Source organism: Dellaglioa sp. CoH-56-MRSF-12 (assembly GCF_056782075.1).
Genome location: NZ_JBXAYD010000003.1, coordinates 68585 through 84710, shown reverse-complemented (window position 1 = coordinate 84710; position 16126 = coordinate 68585). Strand labels below are relative to the sequence as shown.

Below are 16126 nucleotides of genomic sequence, written 5' to 3'. Positions count from 1 at the left end.
GATAAGGTGAAAGAATGTCATATGCAAGTGAAGTGAAAAAAGAATTAACGACCCTCAAAGTCAGAAAAAATAATGCTAAAGCAGAGTTAATGGCGTTAATTAGAATGAATGGGTCTTTGAGTATTATTAATCATCAATTTGTTTTAAATGTTCAGACTGAGAATCCCGCAATTGCGAGACGGATTTATGAACTTTTAAATGAATTTTATGACATTACAAGTGAACTATTAGTTCGTCGTAAAATGAAATTAAAGAAAAATAATATTTATATTGTACGTTTAAAAACAGGTAGTGATTTTGTTTTAAAAGACCTGGATATCATTGAAGATATGCAACTTAAAATGGGTGTACCAATGGATCTGTTGGCCCATGATGATATGATGATGCGTTCATATTTACGTGGGGCATTTTTGGCAGGTGGTTCTGTTAATAATCCTGAAACAAGCCGTTATCATTTGGAAATTTACTCAGTCTATGAAGAACATAATCAAACAATTTGCGAAATGATTAATAAATTTGGATTCAACGCTAGAATGACTGAACGTCGAAGTGGTTATATCGTTTATTTAAAAGAAGCAGAAAAAATTGCTGATTTCTTGTCATTAATTGGCGCAACAACGGCTATGTTGAAGTTTGAAGATATTAGGATTGTCCGCGATATGCGTAATTCAGTTAATCGCATGGTTAATTGCGAAACAGCTAATATGAATAAAGTGGCGGATGCTGCGAATAAACAAATTGCTAATATTGAGTTTATTGCACATTCTGTTGGTTTAGGGCAATTACCTTCTAAATTAAAAGAAGTTGCTGAAACACGTCTGGTTCATCAAGAAGTTAGTTTGAAAGAATTAGGTGATTTAGTACCAGGTGGTCCAATTTCAAAATCTGGGATTAATCATCGGCTACGAAAAATTAACGAATTTGCTGAAAAAGTTCGAATTGGTGAAAAATAAACGAAATTTTAAAGAGGTGAGATAGCATGATAACATTTAAATATGATACGCAACTACTAATAGAAGGTAGTACATTAGACGAGGACCAATTGAACGATAAGATTTTACGTCAATTCAAAGGTGATAGTTTACTTGTTGCGGGAGATTCTGATTTAATGAAACTGCATTTCCATACGAATGCGCCGTGGGAAATATTAGAATATTGTGCTGGACTTGGAGAAATCTTTGATGTTGTTGTTGAAGATATGGTCAGACAATCTAAAGGATTAAAAGGTTAACCAAATAAAATACGCATATAACTGATAGCTTTTATCTTAGCTATTAATTATATGCGTATTTTTTATTTATCTAAATATGATTTTAAGGTAGCTAGATCAATTGATTCATCAAAAATATGGTCGTCAACGATAACGGTTGGTACAAATTGAATATTTGCGTCGTTAGCTTCAGCGATAATTGAGTTAATGTAAGTTTTATCAGAAACGTCAGTTAAACTAAAGGTCTTTTCCATATAGGCAGCAACCTCATCCAGTGTTAAGTCTTTCCACGTATCTTGCGTTTTAAATAATTCAGTTATTAAATCGTAAGATTTTTGCGGATTATCTAAAGGAAGATAATGATGAGCAACATTACCACGTTGTAAGGATTCTTTTTCTTTATCAAAAAGTTTGATGACACGTTTTACACGTCCGTTTGCAACATAAGAATCTAAAGTCTCTTTAGATTTTTCGAACCATTCTTTTGAGTAGGGGCAACGTAGGTTAATAAACTCAATAATTGTTTTTGGCGCGTCAGAGTTACCAATCACAAGTCCAAAGTCCCGATTTACTTTTGAAGCATCAATAATTGAAATATCCATTTTTATCAGTCCAGTCTTCATTTATTAGCGTCAGTATAGCATAAGACGGGTTCATCTGAATAATTATCCGCTCAAAAAAAGGACACTAACAAAAGTTAACTTGTTAGTGTCCTTAAACGTTAAAGCTTATTTAAGCCCTTTTTTGTTAGTCATAATTTTATCAATCAAACCGTATTCTTTTGCTTGATCAGCAGTCATAAAGTTATCACGATCTGTATCTTTATCGATAACTTTAATATCTTGACCAGTTGCATCAGCTAAAATTTGGTTAATCAATGTTCTTGTTTTCAAGATATGTGCAGCAGCAATTTCAATTTCTGTTGCTTGACCTTGAGCGCCACCAAGTGGTTGGTGAATCATAATTTCTGAGTTAGGTAATGCAAAACGTTTACCCTTTGTACCAGCAGTTGCCAATACACTGGCCATTGAAGCAGCCATACCCATAACGATTGTTTGAACATCAGCATTGATGAAGTTCATTGTATCGTAGATAGCTAAACCGGCTGAAACAGAACCACCGGGTGAGTTAATGTAAATTGAAATATCTTTTTCTGAGTCTTGAGCGTCTAAGAAAAGTAATTGAGCGATAATAGCATTTGCCATATCATCATTAACTTCACCAGATAACATAATGATTCTGTCTTTTAAAAGACGAGAGTAGATATCATAGGCACGTTCGCCACCGGCAGATTGTTCGATAACTGTAGGAACCATATTCATAGTTAGAAACCTCCGAATTTATTATTATTTACTTTTTTTATATTAGCATTTGAACTAATGTAATGCTAGTTTAAACCCTTGGTCAAAAAAGGTCAAATAAAATAAACTAAATTTATTCTTTAGTTTCTTTTAAAATAATCGCATCTGATGACCTTGTTTTTGAACCATAGAGTAGGTTCCCTGATAAATGACGAACCAAGTAGCCAGAATAAGATACTGAAAGGGCTACAGGTGGTTTAATAGGTGTTACAGAATGTTGCGTTGAAACAAAAGCGATTGGTGATTTATCTGTTACTTTTTTCTTAACCTTACGAGGTTTTTGTTTTTTAGGTGCCGAAACCTTAGGGGACACAGGTTCTGCATTTTTTCTGGGATCCATTGGATTCACAGGAGCTACACGAGAATCTTCACTATCGCTTCGCGGTGTTGCTTTAATTTGTTTGGGTACATACATGGATAAAATGAACAAGTTAGCTACGATTGAGGCTAAGGAAATTCTAGTTAGGCGGGATGTTCTAAACTTTTTATGCATTAGTGATATCCTCCTGACTATCTGTTCGAATAGCCACAACCATATTAGCAAATATCTCCCAATCAGAAGCTAATGGTGGACTATTCCAGATTAGGTAGCGACTGGGGACATCTGCCATCAAGAAGTCAGAAAGGTAAATATCGGTTTGATCTGTTAATTTGTAGTTAACTTCCAAATTAAAGAAGGGCATTGAATCAAGATTTTTGTGAATTAAATCATTGTAGTTACTCCCTTTTGAAAAATCAATTGTTATATGCACCGGTTTTGAAACGGTTGGTAAATCAATATAACGAATGAATAAGAAAAGATATTCTGATTTTAAACGGGCCATGTTAATGTTTTTTTCTTTGAAAATATCCGGTACATTCGTTGTTAAGTTAGTTATCAATTGGTCAACGAAGATATAAAACCAACTATAATTTTCTTTTAAAATAGTATTATCTACGGCAACTTGCCAACTAAAATCAATTTGGGCACTATGGTAACTAGAAAAATGAATACGAGATAATTCGTCAAATAATGTCATATAACTTTGTTCACTTAATGTGATATCAAAGAACTTTTGTAAGTCTTTAATAACAAAATTATTGAGTGATTCAATTTGTGAAAAGAAAGATGAGTTATTAAATGTAACGTCAACAATGTCTTCCATATAAAGGAAATTTAGAACAAATACTGTTTCAATTGATAACTGTTCATCCGTAAGTCCATTAATACCTGGATTTTCTTGAAGACAGTCTTGAATATTGGACATGATTGAGTCTGAATTAGCAAAATTAACATCAGCAAAACGATTAGTATCATTTCGATTAGAAGCTAAACTTTGTATGAGAACAGCTGAAAAATACTTTAGTTTCAATAATTGTATTTGTGTGAGATCAAGATTTAAGCTAGAAATTAATTGGTTAGAAAATAAACTAGAATTACGATCAACTTCTTCATTAAATGGGAAGTTGTAGTTCTTATAGACAGCTAAATAAAGGTTATAAAAAAATAAGCGAATATTTTCTTCAGGACCTACTAATTGGAAGTTTTTAGTGATTTTAAAGCCTAATTTTTGTAACATATCATCTAAAAATTTCTTGGTCCGATAACCAGTTGCTTCACTTAAAAATAACGATTCGGTGAAGGATTCTATACTAAAATTAGGGTTAGTAAATAGCGCATTCAGCATCAAAAATTGAGGTGACTGCTTAGCGTATAGAAGTAATAGGTGATCGATGGAATCTAAGCCATTTTTTTGTAGACTTACTTTGTTATTGCTAACTTTTAATAAATAGTAATCGTCTAATCCTTCAGTGACAAGATCTTCTTCTAAAGACTTGATAGTTGTTGCTGTATAATATTTTGACCATTTAAAATGTTTTTGGATGTCTGTTTGCGAAGCAGATTGGTCATAAGTATTCTCAAGATAAGAAAATAATTCTAACTTACGAATATCATCTTTGTTAAATATAAAGTCCATTTATCGCGATTCCTCCTCATTAAAGAGTATGTACTATCCATTATAGGGGAATTGCCAACGGTTTGCATATAAATCTAGAATCAATAATTATCATATTTTTAAAAAAATTGACAAAAGTGGTGATATAAAATAACATGTCATTAATATATGTATTCAAATTATAGAAATAACAGAAGAGTAATTTTTTTAGACAGGGAGAGGGAAATCTTTATGAATAAAATAGTATTAAGCGCCTTTGTAACACTATTAGGTCTCTATATGACTGCATCTGAGGCAACGATTCAAGCGGCGAAAACTAATCGTGGTAGTGCGCAATCCGATTTGTCTATGGATTTTCAATCTGGAGCAACAACAGTCGATTTTGCTTCTTCCCTTAGTTTCAATACAACTAAAATTGATTCGAATGATAAAAAAAGTTATGCCAAAGCGCAAGATATGGCAACAGGGGCAAGCACACCCAATTACGTTCAAGTTTCAAATTTTAGCGGAACTGAAAATGGTTGGGTGCTTGAAGCTAAACAGAGTCGCCAATTTGAATCTGAAGAGACGCATAAATCGTTAACGGGTGCCTATCTTAGTTTTAGTAATGGTGAACTTGTTTCCATTTCTGCGGATAAAAAACCTGGATTTTATAAGAAAAATTTTGATTTGTCTGTAGGAGCTAATAAAGTAGTCGTTGCCGCAAAAGGTGATGAAGGATACGGCACTTGGGTTTACCGTTTTGGGAATGAGGCAACTAAAGGAAATAGTATCGCTTTGAATATTCCCCGTGAGGCAACTAAGATGACAGATGTCTATCGTAGTGAAATTACATGGTCATTAAATGATGTGCCATCAAATGAATAATAATGAAATGATAACCACAAAATTTATTAAAAGATTCGGCTATTTATTTTTATTCAGTATTTTATTTTTATTCGGAGTGGACATTAAGCAGGTTAATGCCAGCCAAGTTGACTTTTCTGTTCAACCTATGATATCTGACTATCAATTAGATAAGAAAAAAACTTATTTTGATTTAAAAGCAGCACCAGGAACTAAAACACAGCTGAAAATTAAGGTAGCTAATCTTATTGATAAATCACTAACGTTTGAAGTCCTCATTAAGGATGCAACAACAAACTATAATGGGGTTGTGGAGTACGCGGAATCACAAAGTAAAGTATTGGCACAACAGCCGTTCTCAGTGGTAAAAGCAGTTAGAGCTCGTCAGAATCGTATAACTGTTCCTGCAAAAAGTGAAAAAATAGTTACTTTGGATGTTGCGTTACCCAATACGACTTTTGCAGGTGTCGTTGCGGGAGGTATATCGGTGATTGAAGACAATGATGCTCAGTCTCAAACAAAGTCAGAACGAGCGGTTATTGATAATCGTTATTTATATACGACTGCGGTAATATTCCATGGAGAACAACCTGTAACTAGCGCACAAGTAAAATTAAAAACGGTTGATATCACACAAATTAATGCACGTAATGTGATTGCTGCGAGATTTGAAAATCAGAGCGCTATGTTTTTAAATAAAGTTCAAATAAATACACAAGTCAGACGGTTAGGTAGTTCAAAAGTATTATATCGAGCAAGTAATAAGGACATGCAAATTGCCCCAACCAGTGCGGTTACCTTTCCAATTCCATTAGCTGCTGGTGAATTACTCAAAAGTGGTACCTACGAACTTAGTGCAGAGATGACTTCTAAAAATCAGGCATGGCATTTTAAACAGAAATTTACGGTAAGTGGATCAAAAGCAAGAATATTGAATGAGAAGGATGTTACAATCGATCAAACAAATTACTGGATCTATTGGATATTACTCTTGTTCGTACTGATAATCGTTAATGTTTTTGTTATATTATGGATTAATCGAAGATTAAAAAGAAAGTATCAACAAAAAATTAAATAATTTAAATGAAAAAGTTATTAATTAAGGGATATTATCTTTTAATTAATAACTTTTTTATTTTCAAATATTTTTAAAAAGGTAAAAAATGTGATTTAACATTGTGCACCATTGAAGATACAATATGTACATAATAATTGTAGATGTAGTATGTACATATTGTATCTTCACTTTACTAAAAGTTAATGGGAATTGTTAGAAAAATAGGGGATGACAATGACTTAACGATATGATAGTAAGACCAAATAAATAAGATAATTAAGCATTAGAGAGGGATAAAAGATGAGGAAACATAACAGTAGAACAAAAGAATGGATTTCAGCAACACTTATAACAAGTGCTGTTTTTGCAGGATTATTTGCTGGGGGGGCCAGTCACAGGGAACCTAGTGTATTTGCTCAAACTGATGAGAGCAGTATGTCAAGTGAGTCATCAGATAACGCCACAAGTGAATCAGGAAAAAAGGCGATATCAAGTGATTCTCTAAAAACTAAATCAATCACAATAAAAAAAAGTGAATCAAAAACAAAAGCTAAACCGTCAGCAAAAGCTAAACTAAGTACTAGAGCAGCTGGGTATGTTGGACCAGCAAATGATGTATTTCCTGATGATTACTGGGATACAACAAAAGATTATTCAGCGGAGTCAGCAACGGCATTTGTTTCACAGTCGGGTTCACAGAATAAACCTGGCGAACCTGTATTATATTTTGGAAATAATTATTTTCCTTTTCAAATGAATGAGTTATTAAATAATGATCCCGTCAGTGGTCTTAATAAGTCTGGTTGGGCCTACATGTTTGATACTGGAATAAATCCTGTTCCAAGGAAATCTTATGGAATTATTATTAATAATAGTGTCCCAGGTAATCGTGGATACGGGTTGGTATCATCCTTTTCATCAATTCCTTATACAATTGAATCTGCAGTTAAAGGTAAGGATATCACTGGATATCAACTTTTTAAAAATAAAACAGGTACTGGATTTAAGGCAATTATGTATGATACAAAGTATAAATTAAGTTATACATTTGAGGAAGTTTATGATGCTAGTGGCGGTGTTTATAGCTATTTTAGTATTACTAACAATGACACAACGGCTCGTGCAGTTGGAGCTATTGAGGGCGTCGATACATTCGTTGATGAGGATGCTGTTACCATTGAAAGCTTAGGCCCGGATGAAGGATTCAAAATGGTTGGGTCAGCACATAGTTTAAATTTCAAATTAAATGATCCAAGAAATAATACCAAATTAGGTGGATGGACGAATTACACAGGCGGAGATGAACCAAATGTTATGAATACTGGTTATTTAAATAATTATTTCAATGGTGGTGCACTTGGAACTGGAATGGAAAAATCACCACATAATAAAATTATTGCCGTTTCAAATATTAAGAATCCAGATAACCCATTTAAAGGCGATAGTGGGTTCATAATAAAAGCTAATCCGAAAACTTTGGAACCAGGAGGAACACTCGTAACGGGTTCTTATCAAACTTATAAGGAAGCTGTTGCACCTGTTGCAAGTGTAAAAGAACAAACGATTAATGCTTATGCAAGTCAAACTAATAGGCCTAAAGTTTTAGGAACGGTTTTAGATAAGGATGGCAGTAAAGGTTATATTCAAATTACCTATCCAGATGGGTCAACGTCAGGAACAACAGAGAATGTGTACGACACAGGTAAGGTAGATACTAGTGCTGATTATAGTGCAAACATTGACACTTCTAAATTAAAATTAGGTTCAAATAAGATAATAGTGACAGCTGTTGACGATAGTGAAGTAGAACAGTTAAAACCTGTTACGGTAACAGTCAATCTTTATAAATTAGGTGCAACTGCTATCCCACAAACAATCAAAGTTGGCGATACGGTTAAGACAGGCGAAACGGACTTAATTAAGAATTTAACAATTATTAATCAACCAACAGTTAATGCACATACCTTAAAAATGGATACAACAAATCCATCAGGTAAGCCACTTGATAATAAAACAGCAGGATTTTACATTCAAGATATGCTTTTAACAGATACTGCAGTTAAACCAAATGAAATCGCAAAAGTAGCTGTACCCGTTACCGTAACTGATAGTGATACTGCATTTGACAAAACTTCTGCTCTTTATGCCAAGGGATTTGAATTAAAAACAGCGGATATTCAAAACTTATCAACTGGTGATTTAGATACATTAATCTTGAATAATAGTAAAGCTAGAGGCTGGCTGATAGCGACGGGTGCCGAATCTAAAGTTAGTGTTAAGTCAACAGAACTTAAACCAACTTCAGGTGATGGTTTTTATAAAGCAGTTATCCAAAATTCTGATGGTCAAACAAAAGAAATTGTGATTACTGTCTCAGGTGGATTAAAAATTACATCAGCACCTACTGCAACTGACTATGGTTCTTCCAGTGGCGTGATATTACCTTACAGTGGAGAAAATTTTGATCTCCAACGTAGTGATTCTAGTACCAATAGCAGTGTGAATATTTCTAATGCAGGTAAACAAGCTTGGACATTAACTGCTCGACTTACAAAAGGTTTGACAGATAGTGCTAATGATAAGTTAACTGGTGTTTTGGAGTATGTAAATTCAGCTAATGGTGTACAAGATATAGAATCAAGTAGTGCAGAAGTTGGTTCAGGACAGTCTGAGGCAACTCAAGAAGTCCGTTGGGATAAGGATAAAGGAATTGTCGCTCAACTTAACGGAGGTAATACATCACTTAAAGCTGGAGCCTATACAGGGGAAATAACATGGACACTAGAGAATACACCTTAATGTTATAGTTTCTAATTTAATCTTAAATGATTTGAATATTTTTAGCAGTTTAATTATGAACTAAATAACAATCCCAAATAATAGTAAATCCATATCAATACTGCTAAGTATTGATATGGATTTTTTTAATAAAAATTAATGATAACTAAATTTTATTCGTATTTTAGTGGCTTAATAATTTTCGTTTTATGATGAGATAAAACTTATGAATAATTATTATTTGTTTAATTTTCAAATATTTTTAAAAAAATAAAAAATTTGATTTAACATCGTACACCATTGAAGATATAATATGTACATGTTAATCAAAGACAAAGCATGTACATGTTGAATTTTTAACTTTGCTAAAAGGTATATTTGATAAAAGTTAATAGAAATAGCTAGATAAATAGGGGATAGTAGTGAATTGGCAATATGTTAGTGAAATCAAATAGACTAAATTGATAAAATAATTAATAAGTTAAAAGCAAGGATTGGGGAGGGCTAAAAAATGAGAGAGTATAAAAACAGAAAAAAAGAATGGGTTTCGGCAACAATTATGACAAGTGCTGTTTTTGCAGGATTGTTAGCTGGGGGAGCTAGCCATAGAGAACCTAGTGTGTTTGCTAAAACCGATGAGAGCAGTATGTCAAGCGAATCATCAGATGAAACATCAAGTAAGTTAACGATTAAAGAATCAAGTGAATCAGAAAAAAAGGCGCTATCAAGTGAATCTGTAGAAACTAAATCAACAACTAAAAAAAGTGAATTAAAAATAAAAGCTAAATCATCAGAAAAAACTAAACGAAGTACTCGAGCTACCACTCGAGCAGCTGGATATGTTGGACCAAAAGATGAAATTCTACCTACTGTTAAATGGGAAACAAAAGATTACGCAGCTGATGTAGCAAAGACGTTTGTTTCACAATCGGGGAGATCTGATAAGCCTAATGAACCAGTTATGTACTTTGGAAATAGTATTGAACCTTTTCAGCCTAGTGAACTGACGAATAATAATGACGCAGATAGAGCAAGCAATAATAGTTCACCTAATTTACCATCTTGGTCATATACGTATACTACCGGAAAAAATCCGCGTCCATCGATTATACACGGGCTGATTATGGGCGACAAAATAGCTCGTGGTTATAATGTGAATGAAGCTTACCTAGACAACGGTATTTCTGGTATCGAGGGTGGACTTTTAGATGGGTCAATTACTGATTATCATCTTTATAAAAATAGTATGAACACGGGATTTAAAGCAACTATGTATGATAGTAAGTACAAAGTTAGTTATACTTTTGAATCAGTATATGGTAGGACTGGTGGTATTTACCGTTACTTTAGTATTACAAATAATAATTCAGATTCACAAAAAATAGGTGCCTTGGAAACAAATGATACTTTTGTAGATTCTGATAAAGTTCCTTTACAGAGTATTGGACCTAATGATGGCTTTAAAATGATTGGGGATAGTACTAGTCAGAAGCATGTTTTGGATGTGAGATTGAAAGATCCAGAGTCTAATGCTACTTTGGGTGGTTGGACAAATTATACGGGCGGTTCTCAAGATAAGATTCTAAACCCCGCTAATTTTAATAACTACTTTAAAGGGGGGGTAGCCGGGACAGGTATGGAAGGTTCAGCAGCAAACACTAATATTGGAATTGAAAATATTAGTAATCCAAGTAAAACAATTGGTGATGATAGTGCGTACATTATGAAAGCTAATCAAGTTGATTTAGCTCCAGGTGCAACACTTGTTAATGGGTCTTACCTTACTTATAAAGAGACAACACCTAGTACTCCTCCCGTTGCGACAGTTAAAAATACAATAATTAACGGTTACGCTGATCAAAAAGGTGTTGAGATTACAGGAGATGTTACTGATTCAGATGATACAAAAGGAAATATTGAAATCGGGTATCCAGATGGAACGTCAGAAAAGAATCCTTACGATACTATTACAGTGGATGTGAAGAATCCTACACCGTATTCTGTACCAGTTAATATGTCTAAACTAGGTCCAGGTAAAAATGAACTATTAGTTACGGCAGTTGATCCAGGTAATAACCGTCAAGAAAAACCAGTTACTATAACTGTTAACGTATTCAAATTAGGCGCAATTGCTATCCCACAAACAATCAAAGTTGGCGATACGGTTAAGACAGGCGAGACGGATTTGATTAAAGATTTGACAATTATTAATCAACCAACAGTTAATGCACATACACTAACTGTTGATGGGACAAATCCATCAGGTAAACCACTTGATAATAAAACAGTAGGATTTTACATCCAAGATATGCTTTTAACAGATATTGCAGTTAAACCAAATGAAATCGCAAAAGTAGCTGTACCAGTTACTGTAACTGATGATGACACTGCAACTGATAAAGTCTCTGCCCTTTATGCAAAAGGATTTGGCGTAAAGCAGGCAGATATTCAAAAATTAACAACTGATGAGTTGACTGCATTAATTCTAAAGACTAGTGAAGCTAAAGGATGGTTGTTAGCAACTGGTGCTGAATCTAAAGTAAGCGTTGATTCAACGACACTTAAACAAACTTCAACTGATGGTATTTATCAGGCAGTTATCAAAAATTCGGATGGTTTAAAAAAGACCATTAACATTGAAGTTACAGGTGGATTGAAAATTACAGAAGGACCTGGGGCAACTAATTACGGTTCTTTTTTAGGTGTTACGTTACCTTACAGCGGAGAAGACTTTAAAGTTCAACGTAGTGACCCTGATCCTCATGTTAATAGCGTACAAGTTTCTAACGCGGGTAAACAAGCTTGGACCTTAACAGCTCAACTTACAACACCGTTAACGGAGCATAACGATGCTAACGTTAAGTTAAATGGTGTATTGACATATATAGATGCATCTGGTCAATCGCAAGATATAGAATCAAACAGTGCAGAAGTTGGTTCAGGGCAATCTGAGGTAACTCAAGAAGTAAGTTGGGCAAACGACAAAGGAATTATCGTTCAACTTAATGGAAATAACCCTTTGCTTAAAGCAGGGGACTATACAGGGGAAATAACATGGACATTAGCGGATACGCCACATTCATAAACCTTGTTTAATTAATGTTAATCGTTAGCATATTGCTAATATTAAAAACTACCAAAATCTTACGAGGGGAGAAAATACGATGCTAAAAAGAAGTACAATTATGGGGATTCTTTTAGGAAGCATGGTACCTGTTGGTTTCGCCGTAACGCAAGTTTCAGCAAGCGATACAGTGGGCTATCAATCGCATGCGACTATTGAGTTAGTTGGAAGTACTGATGAAACACGACCTGTTAATCCAATTAATCCGACGGATCCGGTAAAACCAGTTAGACCTGTTAATCCGGGGACGCCAGGTCCGTTATCGATTGATTACGTTTCGAACTTACAATTCAGTCAACAAAAAATTTCTGGTAAAGATAGTGTTTATTATGCACAACTTGACCAGTTAGCTGATAAGAACGGTAAAGTCGGAGATTATCCAAACTATGTTCAGATAACGGATAACCGTGGGTCAAATGCAGGGTGGAAATTAACCGTTGCACAGACCAATCCATTTATGAATGGTAAAAATAAATTAGATGGAACGGTTATCACGTTGATGAATGGTGTTGTTAATGGTAGTAACCTGCATAGACCGACGGATAGTCAAGCAGCAATTAAGCCAGATGGTAAGGCAGTTACTGTGATGACAGCTAAGTTGGACAATGGTATGGGGACCTGGACGGATCGTTTTGGTAAAGATAATACAGCTGCTCAACAAAGTATTTCATTGTTTGTTCCAGCTGAGTCGAAAAAAGTAGCAGGGGCTTATAAGTCTGAACTAACATGGACTTTGACAGATGCTAAACTATAAAAAAAGAGATTAGGGGAAATATATATTATGAAAAAAACAAATAAATTATTATTCGCTGCATTACTTGGATTAGGTATTACAGGAACAGCTGTTACAACAGCTAACGCATCAGAAACAAAAGATTATGTATCACATGGTAACGTTGAATTGACTAAAAATGACGGAACAACAGACCCTGGTATTACTGATCCAACAGATCCAGGACATACTATCGATCCAACAGACCCAGTGAACCCAGGTACTGGTGGCCCATTAGCAATTGACTACGTTTCTAACTTTAACTTTGGTACACAAAAAGTAACAGGTAATGATACAACATATAACTCGGAATTAGTTGCAGCAACAACAGATAACCCAACAGCTGGAACTAAAAAAGACCTTGCAAACTTCTTACAAGTTTCAGATAACCGTGGTACAGTATCTGGCTGGAAACTTTCAGTTCAACAATCAAAAGCATTTACAAGTGAAACAACAAAATCAGTATTAGATGGCACAACAATTACGTTATCTAACCCTGAAGCAAATAATGCTGATAAAAATGGTACAAAACCAGCACCATCAATTTTAACAGATAACCTTGCAATTTCTTCTGCATCAGGTGATAAAGTTGTTATGCAAGCTAAAGATGGCGAAGGTTCTGGTACTTGGGTTGAAGCATTCGGTAATGCAACTAAAGACGCTGATAAAGCTAAAGCTTCTGTTAAATTAGCTATCCCTGGTGATAGCAAAAAAGTCGCAGAAAAATACACATCAGATTTAACATGGACACTTACAGACGCTAACTTATAAGAATTAATTCTATCAATAAAAAAAGGTTATTAATTAAAAGGGGAAATTAAAATGAAAACAACTAAAATCGTAACAAGCGCAATTATTTTATCAACATTAGGTTTAACTGCAGCACCAGCTGTACATGCCGCAGACCATACAGAAAATTACACATCATTAGGTAAGATTGGTTTTACAGAAAATGATGATAAAACACCACCCGTTAACCCAGTTGATCCAGATAAACCCGTTGATCCATTAGAACCAACTGTTCCTCCTGTTAGTCCTGGTACTGATGGACCATTATCAATTGATTACGTTTCTAACTTTGATTTTGGTGAAAACAAAATTTCTGGGGACGATACAACTTACTACGCTGCACCTGTCAAAGCAGTTAGTGGTGCTAAATATGCTACTTACTTACAAGTAACGGATAAACGTGGTACTAATGCTGGTTGGAAACTTTCAGTTAAACAAGAAAAACAATTTAATGATGGCTCAGCAGATTTAGATGGTGCAGTATTAAAAATGGGATCACAAAAATTAAATTCTAAAAATATGGATAGTGTAACTAATGCAACAACCCCAGCTATAGCCGATGCTACAATTACAGCAACACCTGGTAGCGCTGTTGAAGTCTTGAATGCAGCTAAGGGTCAAGGTATGGGTACTTGGACAGATTCATTTGGTGTATATGATGCAGATGCTACAAAGGATACAGCAATGAAGGCTGTTTCATTAGCCGTACCTGGTAATTCAGCTAAAGAAGCTAAACCATATACCACTGATTTAACATGGACAATTACTGACGCAGGGATGTAAACCTGTATCAACTAGGTTATTAAAAAATAGAGGGAATCAATAAAAGGGGAAATTAAAATGAAAACAACAAAAATCGTTGCAAGTGCAATTGCGTTAACAACATTAGGTTTGACTGCAGCACCAGCTGTACATGCCGCAAATAATACACAAACATATAATGAAACAGGTAAAGTAGGTTTTGTCGCAGGAAGCACAAGCCCAACAAATCCCACAGATCCAATCGATCCAACAAATCCAATTACACCAGATCCAGATCCAGATCCAATCAAACCTGGTACAGATGGACCTTTATCGATTGATTACATCTCTAATCTTGATTTTGGTGCTGATCATAAGATTTCTGGTTCTACAGAAACTTACTATGCACAACCAATTTCAGCTACAGATAGTAAAGGTGATAAGGTTAAACGTGCTAATTACTTACAAGTAACTGATAACCGTGGTACAAATGGTGGTTGGAAACTTTCAGTAAATCAAGATGCCCAATTTAATGATGGGACTTCTGAGTTGGCTGGTGCGCAATTAAAAATGACCGGTCAAACATTTAATTCTTCAAATATTGGTGACACGACAACAATCCCAACTGCTTTAAATAGTGGTGTTATTACACCAACTGTTGGAAAAGATGTTGAAGTTGTAAGTGCTGCTAAGGGTCAAGGTATGGGTACTTGGACTGATTCATTTGGCACATATGTCGATGGAACAGATACAGATGCTTCAATGAAAGCAATCTCATTAGAAGTACCTGGTAAAACAGCTAAATCAATTGGAACAAGTTACAAAACTAACTTAACATGGACATTAACAGACGCAGGTCTATAAAAAGATTAGAAGTAAGTTAAACCAAAGGGGAAATTAATTATGAAAAAAGCAGCAATTGCAACATCAGCACTTTTAGCAGTTACGTTATTTTCAACATTAGCACCTGCAGCACATGCTGCCGATATTACAAAAGGCACAACAGGTGATGTTAACTTCGTAGCTAATCCAGCTACTGGGGCAGGCGAACTTAAGCTAATCAGTGCACCGAGTGTTGATTTTGGGGATCAAGAAATTAGTGGATCAACAAAAACTTATGAACAAACGTCTTTTGGCGCTAAACCAGAGGATGCTAATATCCAAGTTGATGATAACCGTGGCTCAAATGTCGGTTGGAATTTAACAGTTGCAAATACACAATTTGCCACGGCAACGGGTACGGCACTTGATGGTGCTAAGTTAACCTTAACAAATGGTTCAATTATTAATGGTAATGGGGCAAAGTTTGTGGCTAATCCTGCAGCAACTATGCTTTTAGATGGTTCATCTAAAGCTGTTCCAGCAGTAGATGCAGCTAAAGATAAAGGTATGGGGCCTAACACATTACCTGTTACTAAAGCAACTTTAGAAGTACCTGGTGCAACAAGTAAATTAAATGAAAAATATACATCAACAATTACATGGACATTAAAAGACGCAGCATTATAAAA

The 16126-nt window shown here is 34.8% G+C and carries 15 protein-coding genes; 11 read left to right on the top strand and 4 right to left on the bottom strand.

All coding sequences use genetic code 11. The annotated features are described in order from the left end of the window. Positions 1–14: 14 nt before the first annotated feature. Complete coding sequence (whiA, locus tag AC1RPY_RS04105) at positions 15–953, top strand: DNA-binding protein WhiA (protein WP_409022193.1); 939 nt, start codon at positions 15–17, stop codon at positions 951–953. A gap of 26 nt (positions 954–979) precedes the next feature. After that, complete coding sequence (locus tag AC1RPY_RS04100) at positions 980–1231, top strand: kinase to dihydroxyacetone kinase (RefSeq protein WP_481761476.1); 252 nt, start codon at positions 980–982, stop codon at positions 1229–1231. A gap of 62 nt (positions 1232–1293) precedes the next feature. Here the strand turns inward: AC1RPY_RS04100 and AC1RPY_RS04095 are convergent, their stop codons facing one another. From AC1RPY_RS04095 to AC1RPY_RS04080, 4 genes are all read right to left on the bottom strand, one after another. Then, positions 1294–1812: a DsbA family protein gene (locus AC1RPY_RS04095; RefSeq protein ID WP_481761625.1), complete on the bottom strand. Its 519-nt coding sequence runs from the start codon at positions 1810–1812 to the stop codon at positions 1294–1296. Positions 1813–1938: 126 nt separating this feature from the next. Next, entirely contained in the window at positions 1939–2532 is a 594-nt protein-coding gene (gene clpP / locus AC1RPY_RS04090; protein ID WP_409022195.1) for an ATP-dependent Clp endopeptidase proteolytic subunit ClpP, read from the bottom strand. 112 nt (positions 2533–2644) lie between these two features. Further along, entirely contained in the window at positions 2645–3064 is a 420-nt protein-coding gene (locus AC1RPY_RS04085) for a hypothetical protein (protein ID WP_409022196.1), read from the bottom strand. Next, entirely contained in the window at positions 3057–4529 is a 1473-nt protein-coding gene (locus AC1RPY_RS04080) for a helix-turn-helix domain-containing protein (RefSeq protein ID WP_481761475.1), read from the bottom strand. The genes AC1RPY_RS04085 and AC1RPY_RS04080 overlap by 8 nt, the downstream gene beginning before the upstream one ends. Positions 4530–4739: 210 nt before the next feature. Here AC1RPY_RS04080 and AC1RPY_RS04075 point away from each other — a divergent pair, with 210 nt between their 5' ends. From AC1RPY_RS04075 to AC1RPY_RS04035, 9 genes are all read left to right on the top strand, one after another. Beyond that, a complete protein-coding gene (locus AC1RPY_RS04075) occupies positions 4740–5375 on the top strand; it encodes a WxL domain-containing protein (protein WP_481761474.1) in 636 nt (211 codons plus the stop codon). Beyond that, positions 5368–6432 carry a WxLIP family cell surface protein gene (locus tag AC1RPY_RS04070; RefSeq protein WP_481761472.1) on the top strand — a complete coding sequence of 355 codons (1065 nt, stop codon included), beginning with the start codon at positions 5368–5370 and terminating at the stop codon, positions 6430–6432. The genes AC1RPY_RS04075 and AC1RPY_RS04070 overlap by 8 nt, the downstream gene beginning before the upstream one ends. Positions 6433–6711: 279 nt before the next feature. Continuing rightward, positions 6712–9210 carry a hypothetical protein gene (locus tag AC1RPY_RS04065; RefSeq protein WP_481761471.1) on the top strand — a complete coding sequence of 833 codons (2499 nt, stop codon included), beginning with the start codon at positions 6712–6714 and terminating at the stop codon, positions 9208–9210. A gap of 490 nt (positions 9211–9700) precedes the next feature. Then, positions 9701–12274, top strand: coding sequence for a hypothetical protein (locus AC1RPY_RS04060; protein ID WP_481761470.1), 2574 nt, complete (start codon positions 9701–9703; stop codon positions 12272–12274). Between the two features lie 79 nt (positions 12275–12353). After that, complete coding sequence (locus AC1RPY_RS04055) at positions 12354–13067, top strand: WxL domain-containing protein (RefSeq protein ID WP_481761469.1); 714 nt, start codon at positions 12354–12356, stop codon at positions 13065–13067. 27 nt (positions 13068–13094) lie between these two features. Then, positions 13095–13856, top strand: a complete 762-nt coding sequence (locus tag AC1RPY_RS04050; protein WP_481761468.1) for a WxL domain-containing protein — start codon at positions 13095–13097, stop codon at positions 13854–13856. Positions 13857–13907: 51 nt separating this feature from the next. Then, positions 13908–14657, top strand: coding sequence for a WxL domain-containing protein (locus tag AC1RPY_RS04045; RefSeq protein ID WP_481761467.1), 750 nt, complete (start codon positions 13908–13910; stop codon positions 14655–14657). 57 nt (positions 14658–14714) lie between these two features. Then, positions 14715–15479 (top strand): WxL domain-containing protein, encoded by a 765-nt coding sequence (locus AC1RPY_RS04040; protein ID WP_481761466.1) that lies wholly within the window; start codon positions 14715–14717, stop codon positions 15477–15479. Between the two features lie 39 nt (positions 15480–15518). Next, on the top strand, positions 15519–16124 hold the full coding sequence (locus tag AC1RPY_RS04035) for a WxL domain-containing protein (RefSeq protein ID WP_481761465.1): 606 nt from the start codon (positions 15519–15521) through the stop codon (positions 16122–16124). The last annotated feature ends 2 nt before the right edge of the window (positions 16125–16126 follow it).

Bases quoted from the DNA above. Each gene is read 5' to 3' on its own strand.
- whiA (WP_409022193.1), top strand. From the start codon at position 15: ATGTCATATGCAAGTGAAGTGAAAAAAGAATTAACGACCCTCAAAGTC.
- AC1RPY_RS04100 (WP_481761476.1), top strand. From the start codon at position 980: ATGATAACATTTAAATATGATACGCAACTACTAATAGAAGGTAGTACA.
- AC1RPY_RS04095 (WP_481761625.1), bottom strand. From the start codon at position 1,812: ATGGATATTTCAATTATTGATGCTTCAAAAGTAAATCGGGACTTTGGA.
- clpP (WP_409022195.1), bottom strand. From the start codon at position 2,532: ATGAATATGGTTCCTACAGTTATCGAACAATCTGCCGGTGGCGAACGT.
- AC1RPY_RS04085 (WP_409022196.1), bottom strand. From the start codon at position 3,064: ATGCATAAAAAGTTTAGAACATCCCGCCTAACTAGAATTTCCTTAGCC.
- AC1RPY_RS04080 (WP_481761475.1), bottom strand. From the start codon at position 4,529: ATGGACTTTATATTTAACAAAGATGATATTCGTAAGTTAGAATTATTT.
- AC1RPY_RS04075 (WP_481761474.1), top strand. From the start codon at position 4,740: ATGAATAAAATAGTATTAAGCGCCTTTGTAACACTATTAGGTCTCTAT.
- AC1RPY_RS04070 (WP_481761472.1), top strand. From the start codon at position 5,368: ATGAATAATAATGAAATGATAACCACAAAATTTATTAAAAGATTCGGC.
- AC1RPY_RS04065 (WP_481761471.1), top strand. From the start codon at position 6,712: ATGAGGAAACATAACAGTAGAACAAAAGAATGGATTTCAGCAACACTT.
- AC1RPY_RS04060 (WP_481761470.1), top strand. From the start codon at position 9,701: ATGAGAGAGTATAAAAACAGAAAAAAAGAATGGGTTTCGGCAACAATT.
- AC1RPY_RS04055 (WP_481761469.1), top strand. From the start codon at position 12,354: ATGCTAAAAAGAAGTACAATTATGGGGATTCTTTTAGGAAGCATGGTA.
- AC1RPY_RS04050 (WP_481761468.1), top strand. From the start codon at position 13,095: ATGAAAAAAACAAATAAATTATTATTCGCTGCATTACTTGGATTAGGT.
- AC1RPY_RS04045 (WP_481761467.1), top strand. From the start codon at position 13,908: ATGAAAACAACTAAAATCGTAACAAGCGCAATTATTTTATCAACATTA.
- AC1RPY_RS04040 (WP_481761466.1), top strand. From the start codon at position 14,715: ATGAAAACAACAAAAATCGTTGCAAGTGCAATTGCGTTAACAACATTA.
- AC1RPY_RS04035 (WP_481761465.1), top strand. From the start codon at position 15,519: ATGAAAAAAGCAGCAATTGCAACATCAGCACTTTTAGCAGTTACGTTA.